This window comes from uncultured Nocardioides sp. (assembly GCF_947488025.1).
GTDB lineage: Bacteria > Actinomycetota > Actinomycetes > Propionibacteriales > Nocardioidaceae > Nocardioides.
In genome coordinates, this window is the sequence record NZ_CANKYS010000002.1 from 533,845 (window position 1) to 551,047 (window position 17,203).

General features: G+C 73.5%; 14 protein-coding genes and 1 riboswitch. Of the genes, 5 read left to right on the forward strand and 9 right to left on the reverse strand.

All coding sequences use genetic code 11. The annotated features are described in order from the left end of the window. Window positions 1-13 precede the first annotated feature (13 nt). Complete coding sequence (locus tag Q1B24_RS05965; protein ID WP_299924690.1) at window positions 14-925, forward strand: EamA family transporter; 912 nt, start codon at window positions 14-16, stop codon at window positions 923-925. Continuing rightward, the gene (locus Q1B24_RS05970; RefSeq protein WP_299924693.1) at window positions 922-2,106 is read left to right on the forward strand and encodes a PQQ-dependent sugar dehydrogenase; all 1,185 of its coding nucleotides are present in this window, start codon (window positions 922-924) and stop codon (window positions 2,104-2,106) included. The genes Q1B24_RS05965 and Q1B24_RS05970 overlap by 4 nt, the downstream gene beginning before the upstream one ends. A 24-nt stretch (window positions 2,107-2,130) precedes the next feature. Here the strand turns inward: Q1B24_RS05970 and Q1B24_RS05975 are convergent, their stop codons facing one another. The 9 genes from Q1B24_RS05975 to gatC all read right to left on the reverse strand — a co-directional run bounded on the left by Q1B24_RS05975 (window position 2,131) and on the right by gatC (window position 13,921). Continuing rightward, window positions 2,131-2,967, reverse strand: a complete 837-nt coding sequence (locus Q1B24_RS05975; RefSeq protein WP_299924696.1) for an ECF transporter S component — start codon at window positions 2,965-2,967, stop codon at window positions 2,131-2,133. Further along, a complete protein-coding gene (locus Q1B24_RS05980; protein ID WP_299924698.1) occupies window positions 2,964-4,583 on the reverse strand; it encodes an ABC transporter ATP-binding protein in 1,620 nt (539 codons plus the stop codon). The genes Q1B24_RS05975 and Q1B24_RS05980 overlap by 4 nt, the downstream gene beginning before the upstream one ends. Then, entirely contained in the window at window positions 4,580-5,680 is a 1,101-nt protein-coding gene (locus tag Q1B24_RS05985; protein WP_299924701.1) for an energy-coupling factor transporter transmembrane component T, read from the reverse strand. Before Q1B24_RS05985 ends, Q1B24_RS05980 begins: the two co-directional genes overlap by 4 nt. A gap of 6 nt (window positions 5,681-5,686) precedes the next feature. Beyond that, window positions 5,687-6,814 carry a hypothetical protein gene (locus Q1B24_RS05990; protein WP_299924704.1) on the reverse strand — a complete coding sequence of 376 codons (1,128 nt, stop codon included), beginning with the start codon at window positions 6,812-6,814 and terminating at the stop codon, window positions 5,687-5,689. Then, window positions 6,811-8,706 carry a hypothetical protein gene (locus tag Q1B24_RS05995; protein WP_299924707.1) on the reverse strand — a complete coding sequence of 632 codons (1,896 nt, stop codon included), beginning with the start codon at window positions 8,704-8,706 and terminating at the stop codon, window positions 6,811-6,813. The genes Q1B24_RS05990 and Q1B24_RS05995 overlap by 4 nt, the downstream gene beginning before the upstream one ends. 76 nt (window positions 8,707-8,782) lie before the next feature. Continuing rightward, a riboswitch (cobalamin riboswitch) is annotated at window positions 8,783-8,922 on the reverse strand. Window positions 8,923-9,030: 108 nt separating this feature from the next. Next, window positions 9,031-10,440: a prenyltransferase/squalene oxidase repeat-containing protein gene (locus Q1B24_RS06000; protein WP_299924710.1), complete on the reverse strand. Its 1,410-nt coding sequence runs from the start codon at window positions 10,438-10,440 to the stop codon at window positions 9,031-9,033. Window positions 10,441-10,605: 165 nt separating this feature from the next. Further along, window positions 10,606-12,111: an Asp-tRNA(Asn)/Glu-tRNA(Gln) amidotransferase subunit GatB gene (gene gatB, locus Q1B24_RS06005; protein WP_299924713.1), complete on the reverse strand. Its 1,506-nt coding sequence runs from the start codon at window positions 12,109-12,111 to the stop codon at window positions 10,606-10,608. Further along, window positions 12,111-13,622: an Asp-tRNA(Asn)/Glu-tRNA(Gln) amidotransferase subunit GatA gene (gatA, locus tag Q1B24_RS06010; protein WP_299924716.1), complete on the reverse strand. Its 1,512-nt coding sequence runs from the start codon at window positions 13,620-13,622 to the stop codon at window positions 12,111-12,113. Before gatA ends, gatB begins: the two co-directional genes overlap by 1 nt. Beyond that, a complete protein-coding gene (gatC, locus tag Q1B24_RS06015; protein WP_268112728.1) occupies window positions 13,622-13,921 on the reverse strand; it encodes an Asp-tRNA(Asn)/Glu-tRNA(Gln) amidotransferase subunit GatC in 300 nt (99 codons plus the stop codon). Before gatC ends, gatA begins: the two co-directional genes overlap by 1 nt. Window positions 13,922-14,047: 126 nt before the next feature. Here gatC and Q1B24_RS06020 point away from each other — a divergent pair, with 126 nt between their 5' ends. Genes Q1B24_RS06020 through Q1B24_RS06030 form a run of 3 tightly spaced genes read left to right on the forward strand, consistent with a single transcriptional unit; the run spans window position 14,048 to window position 17,179 of the window. After that, on the forward strand, window positions 14,048-15,619 hold the full coding sequence (locus tag Q1B24_RS06020; protein ID WP_299924724.1) for a N,N-dimethylformamidase beta subunit family domain-containing protein: 1,572 nt from the start codon (window positions 14,048-14,050) through the stop codon (window positions 15,617-15,619). 34 nt (window positions 15,620-15,653) lie between these two features. Further along, the gene (locus tag Q1B24_RS06025; protein WP_299924727.1) at window positions 15,654-16,271 is read left to right on the forward strand and encodes a hypothetical protein; all 618 of its coding nucleotides are present in this window, start codon (window positions 15,654-15,656) and stop codon (window positions 16,269-16,271) included. Continuing rightward, window positions 16,268-17,179 (forward strand): LCP family protein, encoded by a 912-nt coding sequence (locus Q1B24_RS06030; RefSeq protein ID WP_299924730.1) that lies wholly within the window; start codon window positions 16,268-16,270, stop codon window positions 17,177-17,179. Before Q1B24_RS06025 ends, Q1B24_RS06030 begins: the two co-directional genes overlap by 4 nt. The last annotated feature ends 24 nt before the right edge of the window (window positions 17,180-17,203 follow it).

The following is a 17,203-nucleotide window of genomic DNA, read 5'->3' on the forward strand; positions in this document are numbered from 1 at the left end:
ATAGGCTTGCCCGGTGACCCAGCGACCGAGCCAGACCCTGCTCGGCCCCGTGGGCCTGGTCCTGGTGGGCATCTTGTCGGTCCAGCTCGGCGCCGCGATCGCGAAGGGCCTGTTCGGCGAGATCTCCCCCACCGCGATGGTGTGGTTGCGGCTGGTGACCAGTGCGTTGGTGCTGGCGCTCGTCGCGCGGCCCCGGCTCGCCGGCCGTACGCGACGCGACTGGCTGGTCGTGCTCGCCTTCGGCGCCAGCCTCGCCACGATGAACTGGGGGATCTACCAGTCCTTCTCCCGGATCCCGCTCGGCATCGCGGTGACCATCGAGTTCATCGGACCGCTGACCCTGGCCGTCCTCGGCTCGCGGCGCGCCCGCGACCTCGTGTGGGTGCTGCTGGCGGGCGTCGGGGTCGCCCTCCTCGGCTTCCAGCGCACCGGACTCGACCCGGTCGGCGTGGCGTACGCCCTGCTCGCGGGCGCGGCCTGGGCGGCGTACATCCTGCTCAGCGCGAGCACCGGGCGCCGGTGGGCCGGGTTCGACGGGCTCGCGGTCGCGAGCATCGTGGCCGCGACCGCGATGACGCTGCCGGCACTGCTGGCGGCCGGTACGTCGCTGTGGGACGGCCGCGTGCTGCTGATCGGCGCGCTCGTGGGCCTGCTCAGCTCGGTCATCCCCTACAGCTGCGAGCTCGTCGCGCTGCGGAGCCTGCGGCCGGCGGTCTTCGGGATCCTGATGAGCCTGGAGCCGGCTGCCGCCGCACTCGCCGCGATCGTGGTGCTCCAGGAGCACCTGTCGCCGGTGCAGTGGCTGGCCATCGCGTGCGTCGTCGCCGCGTCGATCGGCGCGACCCGCTCGGGCGCGAACCCCAGTGAACCGCCAGGCCATCACGACGACGACCATTCGGCGGCGCACGGCACACTGGCCACATGACCGGGGGCGACAGGACATCCAGGCTCGCCCTCGGCGCGCTCGTGCTCACGCTCGGCGCCGCGGCCACGGGCTGCTCGGGCACCGATGCCGAACCGATCCCGCAGGTCACCCAGCCCACCGACCTGCCGAGCCAGCCGACCCCCAGCGAGCCCGAGGCCGACGCCGGGACCGAGACGCCGTCCAGCTCCCCCGGCTCCCCCGACGGCGGCAGCGGCCTGCCCGAGGTCGCCGACACCCTCGTCGAAGGGCTCGAGGTGCCGTGGGGCGTCGACTTCCTCCCCGACGGCCGGGCGGTCGTGACCGAGCGCATCTCCGGTCGCGTCCTCAGCATCGGCACGGACGGCGCAGTGACCCCGTTGGGCACGGTCCCCGGCGCCGTCCCCCAGGGCGAGGCCGGCCTCCTGGGCGTCGCCGTCTCCCCCGACTTCGCGACCGACCGGGCCCTCTACCTCTACCTGACCACCGGCACCGACAACCGCGTGGTCCGGGCCCAGCTCGACGGCACGCGCCTGGAACGGACGACGGTCGTCCTCGACGGCATCCCCGCCGGCTTCATCCACGACGGCGGCCGCATCGCCTTCGGCCCCGACGGCCACCTCTACGTCACGACCGGCGAGACCGGTGACCCCGAGCTGGCCCAGGACCCCCAGAGCCTCGCCGGCAAGATCCTCCGGATCACGACCGACGGCCGACCCGCCCCCGGGAACCCCGACCCCGACTCACCGGTCTGGTCGCTCGGCCACCGCAACGTGCAGGGCCTGGCCTGGGACGACGAGGGGCGCCTGTGGGCCTCCGAGTTCGGCGACTCCGAGTGGGACGAGCTCAACCTGGTCGAGAAGGGCGGCAACTACGGCTGGCCGCGGGTCGAGGGAGCCGGTGGCGACGCGTCGTACGTCGACCCGCAGCTGGTGTGGCCGGTCGACCAGGCCTCCCCGAGCGGGCTCGCCTTCGCCGACGGCCACCTGTGGATGGCGGGCCTGCGCGGACAGCGCCTGTGGCGCATCGCGGTCTCCCCCGGCGGCGAGGCGTCGAAGCCGCGGGCGTTCTTCACCGAGGACTTCGGGCGGCTGCGCACCGTGGCCGCCGCGCCCGACGGGCTGCTCTGGCTGACGACCTCCAACCGCGACGGTCGCGGCGAGCCGACTCCGGCCGACGACCGCATCCTCCGCGTCCGGCCCTGACCGGCCGGCGGCGACCGGGGTCGGTCAGCCGGGACGTACGACGGCGCGGCGGGCCGCCCGGCGCAGCGTGGTGAGGATCGCCGGCCCGAGCACCACGATCGCGATGCCGGTGGTGATCGCACGCCCGGTGTCCCAGCCGCCCGTCGAGGTCAGGAGCGTGTAGATGAGGAAGCGGTGGGCGTTCTCGAGCACCGGCGCCCCGGCGACGTAGGCCAGCGAGCCCTCGTGACCCGGCACGGCGATGCCGAGCGCGAAGGGCCAGAAGCTGAGGTTCATCAGCAGGCCGTAGAGGTAGGACGCGACCACCGCGTAGACGACGAGCATCGTGATCTCGGCGCGGCCACCGACCCGCCGCGGCAGCAGGCCCGCCCCCATGCCGACCCACGCCGCACAGATCATCTGGAACGGCAGCCACGGTCCGACGCCCGCGGTGAGCAGCGCCGAGGCGAACAACGACGTACAGCCCAGCGCGAAGCCGAACCCGGCACCGAAGACGCGTCCGCCCAGCACAAGCAGGAAGAACACCATCTCGATGCCGGCCGTCCCGGCCCCGAGCCCGCGCATCACCGCGTTGATGGCCGACAACACGCCCAGCACGGCCAGGACGCGCGAGTCCATGCCGCCCTCGCCCATCTCCGCGAGCACGACCACCATCACGAGCGGCAGCAGCGCGAGGAAGAGGAACGGCGGCTCGACCCGCTCGCCGGGTCGCGCCGCCAGCAGCAGTGGCCAGCACAGCATCATCAGGCCGGCGATGGACGCCAGGACCAGCACGGCCGCCGTCCGCGGGCCGATCGGCAGGGCCACCGGCAGCTCGGCCCGGGTCCGCGTGCGCTCGAGCACTCGCTCCTGGATGCTCATCGGTGCTCCTCCCCGACCCGGGCGCGCAGCGCCACGGCGACCTCGTCGACGACCAGCCAGGGCGGTCCGAGGACCTTGGTGACCTGCGGGGCGAAGGAAGGCGACTCGGCCAGGACCCGTCGCGGCGTACCGCTGGACACGACCTCGCCCTCGGCCATCACCACGACCTCGTCGGCGACGTGGGCGGCGAACTCGACGTCGTGCGTGGCGAGCAGCACGGCGTGGTCGTCGGCGGCGAGGTCGGCGACGATGCGCGCCAGCTCCGCCTTGCCGGCGTAGTCGAGCCCGCGGGTCGGCTCGTCGAGGAGCACGACCGGCGGGCGGGCGGTGAGGACGATCGACAACGCCAGGGCGAGCCGCTGCCCCTCGGACAGGTCGCGCGGGTGGGTCGTCTCGTCGATGCCAGGGACGAGCCGGTCGAGGAGGCCGCGGCAGGTGCCGGGGTCGGCCCCCGAGCCGACGTCGGCGGCGGTGCACTCCTCCACGACGGTCTCGAGGTAGAGCAGGTCGGCGGCGGTCTGCGGCACCAACCCCACGTGCGTACGTCGCTGGGCGGGGGCAAGGTCGGCCGGGTCGTCGCCCGCGACGTGGACCGTCCCGGAGCGACGCTTGCCGGAGCCCTGCAGCGCCCAGATCAGGCTGGACTTGCCCGAGCCGTTGCGGCCCATGAGCACGGTGACGCGTCCCGAGGACAGGGTGACGTCGACGTCGCGCACGGCGACGTGGGCGCCGTGCACCACCGTCACCCCCCGCGCTGCGAGCAGCGGCTCAGCAGCGGGGCTCGGCGTCGGCTCGGACGGGACGATCTCCGGCAGCGAACGAGCCCGGCGCCGGGCGTCGCGCACGGTCAGCGGCAGTGGTTCCCACCCGGCGAGGCGACCGAGCTCGACGAGCGGCGGAGCGACCGGCGAGTCGACGAGGACCGTGTGCGGGTCACCCACCCGGATGCCGCCGTCGCCGGTGACGAGGCAGATCCGGTCCGCGAACGGGACCACCCGCTCGAGCCGGTGCTCGGCGAGGAGCACCGTCAGTCCGAGGTCGTGGACCAGGCGGGTGATCGTCGCGAGCACGTCCTCGGCGGCCGTTGGGTCGAGGGCCGAGGTGGGCTCGTCGAGAACCAGCACGCGGGGGTGGGTGGTGAGGACCGCGCCGATCGCGACCCGCTGCTGCTGCCCGCCGGAGAGGGTGCGCAGGTCGCGCGACCGCAGCTCGGCGATGCCGAGCAGGTCGAGGGTCTCCTCGACCCTGCGCCGCATGGTCTCGGGTGCGGTGCCGAGCTGCTCCATGCCGTAGGCGAGCTCCTCCTCGACCGTGTCGGCGACGAAGCCGGCCAGCGGGTCCTGTCCGACGTAGCCCACCAGGTGGGCGCGCTCCCGCGGCGGCTGGTCGACGATGCTCCGCCCGTCGAGCAGCACGTCGCCCGTGAGCACACCGCCGGTGAAGCGCGGCACCAGCCCGGTGACGATGCCGAGGAGCGTGGACTTGCCGACTCCCGTGCGACCGGAGACGAGCACGAGCTCCCCCTCGTCGAGGGTGAGGTCGACGTCGGCCAGCACCTCGTGCTGGTCGTAGCGGAAGGCGATGTCGCGCAGCTCGATCACGCCGTGCCCGCTCATGCGACCACCTCCTGGCGGACGGGTGCACTGGCGGGCACCGGGGTCGCGACGGCGGGGAGTGCGCCCAGCACGCCCACCGCGAGCGCAAGGGGCGAGAGGTAGGGGACGATGTCGACACCCGGGTAGGCGACGACGACCTGGGTACGGCCGACGTACCAGCCGAGGCCCGCGACCACGACGCCGACGCCGACGGTGAAGAACTCGGCACCGCGCCACGCGTCGGGGCGGTAGCGGGTGCGCTGCACCCGACGTCCGGCGCTGGCGAGCCCGACGACGGCCACCGAGACGCCGACGCCGAGCATGGGCAGCGCCAGGACCTGCGGGGCCGTCGGGTCGAGCCAGGCATAGGTCCCGACGCAGATGCCGGTGAGGGCGAGGAGCAGCAGGGAACCCGTCACCCACCGCTCCCGGACGGTCGCGCCGCCGGAGCGGCCGTAGCCGCGGGTGTCCATCCCGGCGGCGAGCGCCAGCGACCGTTCGAGCGCGTCCTCGAGCACCGGCACGAGGAAGCGGCGCAGGCGCCCGACGCCCGACGTCGCGCCGCCGCGCAGCGCCTGGGCGGCACGGACCCGACGGGCGCTGTCGGCGAGCTGCGGGAAGATCGTCACCGCCACGACGAGGGCGGCGCCGATCTCGTAGAGCGCCGGCGGCACGGAGGCGAGCAGGCGCTTGGGGTTGGCGAGCGAGTTCGCGGCGCCCACGCACAGGATGATCGCTGCGAGCCGCAGCCCGTCGTACAACCCGGCCAGCAGTGCCTCGCTGGTCACCGGGCCGAGCAGCCGGATGCCGGCCGCCCAGTCGGGCAGCGGGATCTCGGGCAGGTCGAGGAGCACGTTGCCGACCTCCTGGCCGCCGAAGATGATCCGGAAGACCACCCGGACGACCACCGTGAACGCGGCCAGCATGGCGTAGAGCCGGAACGACCGGCCGAAGGGATGACCGGACCGACGTGCCATCACCACCACCGTCGCCGACCCCATGATGAGGGCCAGAAGCAGCGGGTTGGTGGTGAACGACGCCGCGGTGGCCAGCCCGATCGCCCAGGACCACCAGGCGATCGGGTGCAGGTCACGCGGCAGGGCCGCCGGTCCGATCACGACGCGTCAGACCCCCCGTCGACGACGCGCCACGACCGCGCTGACCGCGATCGCGACCAGGAGCAGCCCGAGCACGCCCCAAGTGACAGCGGCCGGCACCCGGGCGGGGTCGTCGGCCTGCGGGTCGACCGCCTCGGAGGACACGTTCGACGCTGAGCCTGCGGGCGACTCAGAGGCGGTTCCGGAGGGGTCGTCGCCGGCAGTGGACGGTGAGTCGCTGGGAGACTCGCCGTCGTCGGAGCCCTTCCCGGGCCCCTTCCCGGACCCCTTGCCCGACCCGGCGTCGCCCTTGTCGCCGGCCTCGCCGGCGCCCGCTGAGCGGCGTGAGTCTCCAGGAGACTCACCGGCAACGGGCTCCTCCGACGGGTCGGCGGACGCCGATTCCGACGGCGAGGACGCCGACGAAGGGCTGGACGACGGGCTGGACCCCGAGCCGCCCGAGCCGCTCCCGCTGCCCGCCGACGGGGAGGACGGGCTGCTGGGCTGGGAGCCCCCACTGCCGGACCCACTCCCGGAACCGCCGCCCGACCCGCTGCCGGACCCGCTGCCACCCGAGCTGGGCGAGGCGGTCGGCGAGGCGGTCGGCGAGGAGGTCTGCGACGGGGACGAGGTCGCCGTCGGCGAGGGCGACGAGGTGGGCGTCGACTTCGTCACCGGCGGGGCGACGCCGGGCGGGACGCTCGTCGAGGCCGTGCGGTCCTGCTGCCAGGACCAGGCCACCGAGCCACCGGCCGGCACGGTGAGCGAGCCGACGCCGTAGGACGCGTAGGTCCATGATGCCTTCGACCCGTCGGCCCACCACAGGCCCCAGTAGGCATTGGCCGGGGACGTGTTGACGCAAGGGTCGCTCGCCGGGACGCCGTTGACGCGGCACACGAACCCGGGCTGCCGGGTCGCGTAGGAGATGTCGACCCCGACGGAGGCGAAGATCGCCGCGGCGCTCTTGCCGCCCCCGTCAGCGGCGCAGGCGGTGACCGCGCCGCCGCCGAGCTCGCGGTAGTCGACGACGACGCTGACGCCGCCCGAGGACGCGCACGTGGCGGCGCCGGCCGCCTGGGCCGACCCGAGGACGAACCCCGGGGCGGCCACCAGCAGCAGGGCGGTGAGCACACGGCGCACGGCGTACGTCGTCATCGCAGCGTCACCCTCGTCGAGCCGGAGCGCAGCGCGGGGAACTGCCCCACGGCACGGACGCGGACCTTGGCGCGCCCGTCCGGCAACGCGACGCGGGCGAGGAAGCGGCCCTTGGCGTTGGCGCGGCCCTTGGCGAGCGTCCGGCCGGCGACGACCAGGCGCACCTTCTCCCGGGCGACGAGGCGGCGGACCAGCACGCGGGTGCGGGGACCGTCGCTCTTGAGCGTGGACACCTTCAACTTCCGCTTCCCCAGCACCCGGGTCTCGTCGCCGACCTGGCCGTCCGAGCCGAGCAGCACGTAGGCAGCGGTCGTCGTCGCCTGCGGCAGCGTGACGGTGCGGGTCAGGACGCCGTCCGACGCAGCCACGATGGTGGCGTCGGCGACACCGGGGCCACGAAGCGCGAAGCGGGCACCGGGAGCAGCGCCGAGCACCTCGAGGGCGATCTTGCTGCCGGCCTTGCGGAAGCCGGCGGGTCCGACGAGGCGGACGCCCGCGACCGAGCCGCGTGCGGCGTCGACCTGGGCCGGCTGGTTCGGCTGCGCCGACGAGCGGACGGCGACGGTGTGGGTGGTCGCACCGTCGCGGCCGGTGAGCGTGTACGTCGCCGGGCCGGCGGCCGCAGGCAGGGTGACGGTGGCGTCGAGGACGCGGTCGGCGCCGACGACGACCGTACGGCTGCCGGCGATGCCGGGACCGGTGAGGCAGAAGCGGTCGCCCGCGGTGCCGCCGGTCGCGGACAGCCTCGCCGTGCCACCGGGCTCGCTGCCGGTGGAGGTGACGGCGAGCGCCTTCGCCGAGCCACGGGCGTGGGTGAGGCCGGCGACGGCCTGGACGGTCGCGCGCCACCACTGGTCGCGACCTGCTCCGATGCCGTTGGCGGCGGCAGCGTCCATCGCGGCCCGGTCGTAGGCGATGGCGCCCTCCTCGCCGGCGAGCGGCGAGGTCGAGGGCTGCGGGCCGACCTGCAGGGAGGCGAGCCACTCGGCGGCGCGGCCGGCCTGCTCGCACGTCCCGGCAGCGGCGAGCGCGCTGGCCGCGAGCCCGGTGCTGTTGGTGTTGGGGTCCGGGGTGAAGGGGCTGCCGACGAACGAGCCGTCGGCCCTCTGGGTCGCGCCGAGCCAGGAGACAGCCCGCGCGATCGCGGCGTCCACGGCAGCCGAGCGGGGCGAGGTGGCCGCGAGCTGGTTGACGACGTACGCCGTCGTGTCGGTGTCGGTCGGGTCGGTGCCCTCGACGCACGACTGGTCGGCCGCGGACGCGTCGGTGGAGAAGAAGACGCGGAAGTAGCCCGAGGAGCACTGCTGCTGGAGCAGGAAGTCGGTCGCCGGGGCGGCCTTGGCGGATCCGGCCACGGACAGGCCGCGCACGGCGAGCGCCTGGCCGAAGGTGTTGGCGTAGTCGCCGTAGGCGGAGAGGTCCTGGAGACGGCCCGCGCTGGGACCGCCCTCGGTCACCCGCGCCTCCGTCTCCGCGACCAGGTCGAGCCCGCCGTAGGTCCGCGGGTCGGCGCCGGAGACCTGGGCGAAGACCAGCGACTTGGCCAGGGAGCCGGAGTAGCGCTCGGCGGCCGACGGCGCGGCGTACTCCTGCACGCGGCTCGAGAGCGACGAGCGGATCTGGCGGACCATGGCCTGGTCGCCACCCACTTCGTCCATGCTCAGGCCGATGTCCATCGTCATGCCGAGGTCGTCGAAGTCATACGTGTCGTTGTGGATGACACCGTTGGTGAGCTGGGTGGCGAGCCACCCCGTGCCGGTGCGTGCGGCGCTCGTGGGCGGGGCGTCCGTCGCGGCATGGGCGGCGGGGGCGAGCAGCGGTTGCGCCAGCGCGGTGGCGGCGACCGAGAGGGCGAGGCCCGACAGGGCGGTCCTCGACGTGGAGAACTTCATGGTTCCTTCCCTCGCTGCGACAGCGAGGGAGGCGGCATGCACCGGCCCGCCCCCGCTGCATTCCTCGACAGCGATGGTGATCAAGACGCGTCGAGGCAGGTGTTCCGGCTCGCACGGGATCACTCCCGTGCCCACGGTTGCGGGTCAGCGCCGGTTTCGGACCGGCTTTCCCCAGCTCGGGCGTGTGTGGTGCCGACCCGGTCGGGTGCGGCTTGCGCAGCCTACGCCCAGATCCACCCGGGACGCACTGCGGCCCGGCGCCACGAGATGATCCGTGGACGCCGGGCCGCAGCGGTGGGGCTGTGGATCGGATGGAGCAGTGGGTCAGTTGCGGACCCGGATCCAGGTACGCGCCTCGTCGTCCGAGGTCTTCACGAGACCCACACGACGCTGGTTGCCGGTCGGCAGGCGGAGCTTGCGCACGATCTTGGTGCCCTTCGTCTTGCCCTTGACGCGGCGGAAGTCACCCTTGACCTGCATGCAGGCGCTCTCGCCGGGCGCCAGCCCGTAGACGCGGAACTGGACGCGCTCGCCGGCACGGGCCTGCTTGCGCACGGACTCGATGCGGAACCTGTCCTTGCTCGCCGGGGCGAACTGCAGGCCGAGGATCGCCTGGGCCGTGGCGCGGCGCCACTCGTCGCGACCCTCGGCAGGGATGCCGGTGGCCTTGGCTGCCTTGGACCGGTCCTTGCGGAAGGCGACGGCACCGGTGTCCTTGGTCAGTGCCGTGCGGCACTTGTACTTGTCGACCGGCTGGTTCTTGCGGACCCAGAGCGCCGCCTTCTGCGCGGCGTCGGACTGGCGCATCAGGCCGAGGGCGTAACCACCGAGGGCGGTGGTGTTGGTGTTGATCTGCGCGTTGGCGCCGGAGCTGCGGATGGCACCGCTGTTGCGCTGCCGGTCGACCAGCCAGGCGCTGGCCTTGTCGAGGGCGGCCTTGACCGCCGGGGAGCTGTCGTGCGACTCGATCAGGTTGATCATCGCGAGCGCGGTCGCGTCCGGGTCCAGCTCGCTGCCGGCCTCACCCTCGGTGCACGACTGGTTGGGCACGTTGGCCTTGGCGAAGTTGAGCCGGAAGTAGCCCGAGGCGCACTGCTGCTTGAGCAGGAAGTCGCGGGCGGCGACCGCCTCCGTGGACCCGGCGCGCGCCAGGGCACGCACGGCGTAGGACTGCCCGACGACGTTGGCGTAGTTGCCGAACTCCGACTTGTCGAAGATCCGCCCCGCGAACGCCGCGGCCTGCGGCTCCGCGGCCGGGTCGGCCGGCACGTTGGCCGTGCGCTCCTCGAGGCGCGTGATCAGGTTGGTCCCGTTGTAGTCGATCGGGTTCTCCCCGGCCGCACGGGCGAACGCGGCCGCCTTGCCGAGCGGTCCGGCGTAGGACTCCTTCGTCCCGTCGCCGACGTACTCGTTCACGCGCGGCTCGAAGGCGGCGTTGATCGCGGCGACGCCGGCCTCGTGTCCCGGCACGCTCGCCAGGCCGAGACCGGTGTCGAGGGTGAGACCGAAGTCCGGGCCGCCGGAGCCGACCATGAGCCCGTTGGTGAGCTCGTCGGTGATCCAGTCGGCGGCGATGTTCGACGGCGTGCTGTCGGTCTTCACGCCTGCCTTGGCAGCCCGGAGGGCCGACGACGGGTCGGCCGTGGCCGGCGGAGCGGCGAGCACTCCGGCGCCCAGGGCGACGGTCGACAGGACGACCGCTGCTGATCGGATGGGTCGAATGCGATGGTGCATGACTTCCTTTCCGCTCGCCGGGGACGTCACGACCGCATGCCGCGGCCGACCACTTCCCCCGATGCTGCGAGCGTCTTGGTTGGCGATGTGACCAATGGGACTCCCCAGCACACTAACAAGTTGTCTAGACCGTGCCCCGGCCGCATCTTCCGACCAAAGTAGGGGTCAGGAGAGCTTCTCCAGGATCAGCTCCCGGACCCGTCCGGCGTCGGCCTGGCCCCGCATCTCCTTCATCACGGCACCGATCAAGGCACCGGCGGCGGCGACCTTCCCGTCGCGGATCTTGTCGGCCACGTCGGGGTTGGCGGCGATGGCCTTGTCGACCGCGGCACCGAGCGCACCGTCGTCGGAGACGACCGCGAGGCCGCGCTTCTCCACGACCTCGTCGGGGGTCCCCTCACCGGCGAGGACGCCCTCGAAGACCTGGCGGGCCAGCTTGTCGTTGACGACCTTCTCGTCGACCAGCGCCTGGATGCGGGCGACCTGGGCGGGCGTGATCGGCAGGTCGACGAGGTCGACCCCGTCCTCGTTGCTGCGCCGGGCGAGCTCACCGAGCCACCACTTGCGGGCGGCCTGCGGGGCGGCGCCCTCGGCGATCGTCTCGATGACCAGGCCGAGCGCGCCGGCACCGATGGTGTCGCGCATCTCGAGGTCGCTGAAGCCCCACTCGGCCTGCAGCCGCGCGCGGCGTACGGTCGGGTTCTCTGGCAGCGTGCCGCGCAGCTCCTCGACCCACTCGCGGCTCGGCGCGACCGGCACCAGGTCCGGCTCGGGGAAGTAGCGGTAGTCCTCCGCGTCGGACTTCACCCGCCCGCTCGTGGTGATCCCCGTGTCCTCGTGCCAGTGGCGCGTCTCCTGCAGGATCGAGCCGCCGCCGCTCAGGATCGCGGCGTGCCGCTGCATCTCGAAGCGCACGGCCCGCTCGACGGAGCGGAACGAGTTGACGTTCTTGGTCTCGGTGCGGGTGCCCAGCTTCGGACTGTCCAGGGTGCCGCTGCCCTTGGGCGACAGCGACAGGTTGACGTCGGCGCGCAGGTTGCCCTGGTCCATCCGCGCCTCGGAGACGCCGAGCGCGACGATCAGCTCGCGCAGCTGCGCAACGTAGGCCTTGGCGACCTCGGGCGCCCGCTCGCCGGCGCCGAGGATGGGCCGCGTGACGATCTCGATGAGCGGGATCCCGGCGCGGTTGTAGTCGACCAGGGAGTGGTCGGCGCCGTGGATGCGACCGGTGGCACCGCCGACGTGCAGCGACTTGCCGGTGTCCTCCTCCATGTGGGCACGCTCGATCTCCACACGGTAGGTCTCCCCATCGACGTCGACGTCCATGTAGCCGTCGAAGGCGATCGGCTCGTCGTACTGCGACGTCTGGAAGTTCTTCGGCATGTCCGGGTAGAAGTAGTTCTTCCGGGCGAACCGGCACCACTCGGCGATGTCGCAGTTGAGGGCGAGGCCGATGCGGATGGCCGACTCCACGGCCTTGCCGTTGACGACCGGCATCGCGCCGGGCAGGCCGAGGCAGGTCGGGCACACGCCGGCGTTGGGCTCGCCACCGAAGACGGCCGGGCAGCCGCAGAACATCTTCGAGGCCGTGTTGAGCTCGACGTGGACCTCGAGGCCGAGGGCCGGGTCGTAGGCCGCGAGCACGTCGTCGAAAGGCATCAGGGAAGTCATCACTTGGTCTCCAGTCCGGGGGCGCGGTCGAGCAGCGGTCCGCCCCACTGGTCGGCGTGGAGGGCCTCGAGCGCGGCTCCGACGCGGTAGACGCGGTCGTCGGCGAGCGCGGGGGCGAGCACCTGGAAGCCGCTGGGCAGGCCGTCCTCGTCGGCGAGGCCGTTGGGGACCGAGATCCCGGGCACGCCGGCGAGGTTGGCGGGGATGGTGGCGAGGTCGTTGAGGTACATCGCCATCGGGTCGTCGAGCTTCTCCCCCAGCCTGAACGCTGTGGTGGGTGCCGTCGGCGACACGAGCACGTCGACACCGGCGAAGGCGGCGTCGAAGTCGCGGCTGATGAGCGTGCGGATCTTCTGGGCCTGGCCGTAGTAGGCGTCGTAGTAGCCGCTCGACAGGGCGTAGGTGCCGAGGATGATGCGGCGCTTGACCTCGTCGCCGAAGCCCGCGTCGCGGGTGGCCCGCATGACCTCCTCGGCGCTCGGGTCGCCGTCCGGCGTCACCCGCAGGCCGTAGCGCATCGCGTCGAACTTCGCGAGGTTGCTCGACGCCTCGGCGGGGAGGATGAGGTAGTACGTGGCGAGGGCGTGCACGAACGACGGGCACGACACCTCGACGACCTCAGCCCCCGCCCGGACCAGCAGGTCGACCGACTCCTGGAAGCGCGCCATGACGCCGGCCTGCCAGCCCTCGCCGGCGAGCTCGGTGATGACACCGACCTTGACGCCGCTCATGTCGCCGACCGAGCCGGCCCGCGCCGCCTCGGTGAAGGACGGCCACTCCTGCTGGATGGAGGTGGAGTCACGCGGGTCGTGCCCGCCGATGACATCGTGCAGCATCGCCGCGTCGAGCACCGTGCGGGTGACCGGGCCGGCCTGGTCGAGGCTGTTGGCGAGCGCCACCAGGCCGTAGCGCGAGACGCCGCCGTAGGTCGGCTTCACGCCGACCGTGCCGGTCACGGCGCCGGGCTGGCGGATGGAGCCGCCGGTGTCGGTGCCGATGGCCAGCGGAGCCTCGAAGGCCGCGACCGCGGCTGCCGAGCCGCCACCGGACCCGCCGGGGATCCGGTCGAGGTCCCACGGGTTGCGGGTCGGGCCGTAGGCCGAGTGCTCGGTGGAGGAGCCCATCGCGAACTCGTCCATGTTGGTCTTGCCGAGGATCGGCAGCCCGGCCTCACGCAGCCGTGACACCACGGTCGCGTCGTAGGGCGGGATCCACCCCTCGAGGATCTTCGAGCCGCAGGTCGTCGCGAGTCCCTTCGTGGCGAGGACGTCCTTGACCGCGATCGGTACGCCGTCGAGCGGCCCGCGTGCCTCGCCGCGGGCGCGCCGGGCGTCGGACTCCGCGGCGTCGGCGAGCGCTCCGTCGCGGTCGACCTGGAGGAACGCGTGGACCGCGCCGTCGACGGCGTCGATGCGGTCGAGGTGGGCCTCGGTGAGCTGGACCGACGTGTGGTCGCCGGCTGCGAGCCCCTCGGCGAGCGTGGCAGCCGTGCTGCGGGTGATCTCGCTCATCAGGCCTCCTCGCCCAGGATCCGCGGGACGGAGAAGCGCTGGTCCTCCACGGCGGGTGCGCCGGACAGCGCCTCCTCGGCCGTCAGGCCCGGCACCACGACGTCCTCGCGGAAGACGTTGGTCAGCGGCAGGGCGTGCGAGGTGGGCGGCACGTCGTCGCCTGCGACCCCGTTGATGGAGGCCACCGACTCCAGGATGACGCTCAGCTGGGGCGCCAGGTGGTCGAGCTCGGCGTCGGAGAGGTCGATGCGGGCGAGCATGGCCAGGTGGGCCACCTCGTCCCTGGAGATCTCGGGCATGGGGTTGATCCTAGGTCCCCGCCTCGGCAGCGCCCGCCCCCGGTCGGGACGTGGTCCGCAACGTCCCGACCGTCCGGGATCGCCGCCCCATGTGCCGGGATGTGCCTCCCGACGAGCGTCGACAGCATGACGATCCTGGCACGGCCGATGACAGTCCTGATGGCGCTCATGGTGCTGGCGACCGGGTGCGCACCCGACGCGCGGACCGGTCGGGACGGCGGCGCCGACCCGGGGGTCGCGATCGGCCCGCCACGGGCGCAGGCGGACGCGGAGGCGACCGAGCCGCCGGAGCCGGAGCCCACGCCCGAGCCCCGCGGCACGGAGGACTGGCGGGTGAGCCGGCCGTCGTCCCGGGGCGAGGTCGCGGCCTACACCACGCACGCGAGCGGCGTGCCGGGCACGCAGGTGGGGTTGAAGGTGTCGACGACCGAGGGCGGCTGGGAGGCGGCGGCGTTCCGGATCGGGTCCTACGAGGGCGGCACCGGGGCCTTCGTGTGGGAGTCCGGGTTCCGTCGCGGCCGCCGGCAGCCGGCGCCCCGGTGGTCGTCGTACGAGCGGCGCACCCTGGTGGCCCCGTGGGAGCGCGACCTGACCGTCGACACCTCCACCTGGACGCCCGGCTTCTACGTCTTCCGGCTGCGCACCGACACCGGGTGGGAGACGCAGGTCCCCTACGTCGTCAGCTCGGAGTCGGCGCGGGGCACCGTCGCGCTCGTCGCTCCCGTCACCACGTGGCAGGCCTACAACGAGTGGGGCGGCTACAGCCTGTACGCCGGCGCGAACGGCGACGCGCCCAGCCACGCGGTGAGCTTCGACCGGCCCTACAACGGGGCGACCGGGGCCAACGACTACCGCACCGCCGCGATCCCGGTCGTCGTGCGCGCGGAGCGGACCGGCGTGCCGCTGTCCTACTTCACCAACGTCGACCTCCACACCACGCCGGGCGCGCTGGCCGGCGCCCGCGGCTACGTCTCGACGGGTCACGACGAGTACTGGACCAACACCATGCGTGACGTCGTCATGGGCGCCTGCGACGCCGGGACCAACCTGGCCTTCCTCGGGGCGAACACCATGTACTGGCGGATCCGGCTGGAGCCGGGCGCCGAGGGCCCCGCCCGCGTCGTCGTCGGCTACCGCCACTCGGCCCACCTCGACCCGCTCTACGCGCAGGGCTCGGTCGACGCCACCGCGCTGTTCCGCGAGCCGCCGGTGCCCCGCCCCGAGCACGACCTGCTGGGCATGCAGTACGAGTGCTACCCGGTCGACACCGACTACGTCATCGCCACCCCGGGCTGGTGGGGCTTCCGCGGGACGGGCGTACGCCGCGGCACCCGTGTCCACGGCCTCGTCGGCCCGGAGGCCGACCGGGTCTACCCCGACGGGCGGCTGCCGCGACCGCTGCAGGTGCTCAGCCACTCGCCGTACTCGTGCCGGGGCGTCACGACCACGACGCAGTCGGTCTACTACACGGCCGGGTCGGGTGCCGGGGTCTTCGCGGCCGGCACGCTGCGCTGGGGCTGCGCGATGGTCGACCGGTGCGAGCGCCCGCTCGGCGCCCGGACGCTGGAGTTCACCCGCACGGTCACCGGGACCCTGGTCACCGAGTTCGCCCGCGGCCCGGTCGGCACACGGCACCCGGCCCACGACAACGTGGCGCGGTTCGACCTCTCCCCCGTCAACACGGTCCCGGCGAGCTGAGACAGCGCAGGCTGCGTCGGCCATGATGATCGACATGGGCCACACTCGACGCCACGTCGGGCGGACCGCACGCACCGGCGTCGCGGTCGGGGTGGCGCTGCTCGTCTCCGGCTGCTCGACGGGCAGCCCGCCCGACGACGAGGAGACCCCCAGCGCCGAGTCCGCCGCGCTCCGCGTGCAGACGGTCACCGGGGCCGAGAGCCTCGACGAGGCCGCCCGCGCCGAGGTCGAGGGCGCCGTCGGTGACGTCCTCTCCGACTACGTGGTCGAGGGGTTCCTCGGGGAGTTCCCCCGCCAGGACTTCGTCCGGGCCTTCGAGTCCTTCACCAGCGTGGCCGCGCGCAAGGCGACCCGGGACATCGACCTGCTCACCGCGGCCACCGTGCGCGACGCGACCGCGGTGCGCGCCACCGAGCTCGACGCCCGGCTGTCGTTCCTCGACGAGGCCGGCGAGGTGCACGGCGGGACCGCCGCGGTGCACTTCACCTTCGAGGCGACCATGGAGGACGGCTCGACGCGGCCGCTGGCGCTCGACGGACGGTTCATGCTCGAGGCCGGTGACGACGACAGCTGGTCGATCTTCGGCTACGACGTCACGTTCGACGACGGTGACGAGTCATCCGCCGAGACGGAGTCGGAGGCCGGGTCATGAGGTGGCTGCGGCGCACGGCCGCACGGCTGGCGCTCCTGGCCGGCATCGCGCTCGTCGTGCCGGCCGGCGCCGTGCACCCCACGACCATCAGCTTGACGACCATCGGCACGGCCAAGGCGGTCGACGCCGGCGACGGGGTCGTCTGGGTCCTCGCCCTCGGCTCCGAGGCCGCCGCCGGCGAGGACGTGATGGTGGGCCTGACGGACGCGATCCAGCTCGTCGGGGTGAACCTCGACACCGGCCGCGCCGTCGCGGTCGGCCTCCCCCGCGATCTCTACGTCGAGCTGGACGACGGTCGGGCCCGGCTCAACACGGCCCTGCGCGACGACGGCCCCGAGGGGATCGCGCGCGAGGTCGACGACCTGCTCGGGATCGAGCCCGACGTGGTCCTGGTGACCGGGTTCGAGGGGTTCCTGACGATGATGGGCGCCGTCGGCGACGTCCGCGTGGACTCGCCCCAGGCCTTCACCACCGAGGACGGCGACGTCCGGGTGGAGCGAGGGCGCAACACCTTCGACGCCGACCAGTCGCTGTCCTACGCGCGCACCCGCGAGACGCTCCCGGGCGGCAGCGACTTCGAGCGGGTGGCCAACCACCAGCGGCTGCTCCTCGGGACGCTGGAGCGGCTCCGGAGCGCCGAGGACGAGGAGGGCTTCTTGGAGGGGGTGGCGCTGTCCGCGCTCGGCGGCCTCGAGACCGACATGTCGCCCGCGGAGGTCTACCGCCTCGTCCAGGCCCTGACGTTGGTCGACCCGGGGCGCACGACGGGCTGCATCATCACGGGCACCTTCGGCACCGAGGACGGCGCGTCCGTCGTCTACCCCGACCTGGCCCAGGCCCGAGCCGTGGGTGACGACGCCCGCGACGACGCGCGGCTCCAGGGCGGCTGCCGCGACGACACCGGCTGACCCTCCCCGGCACGACTCAGCCCA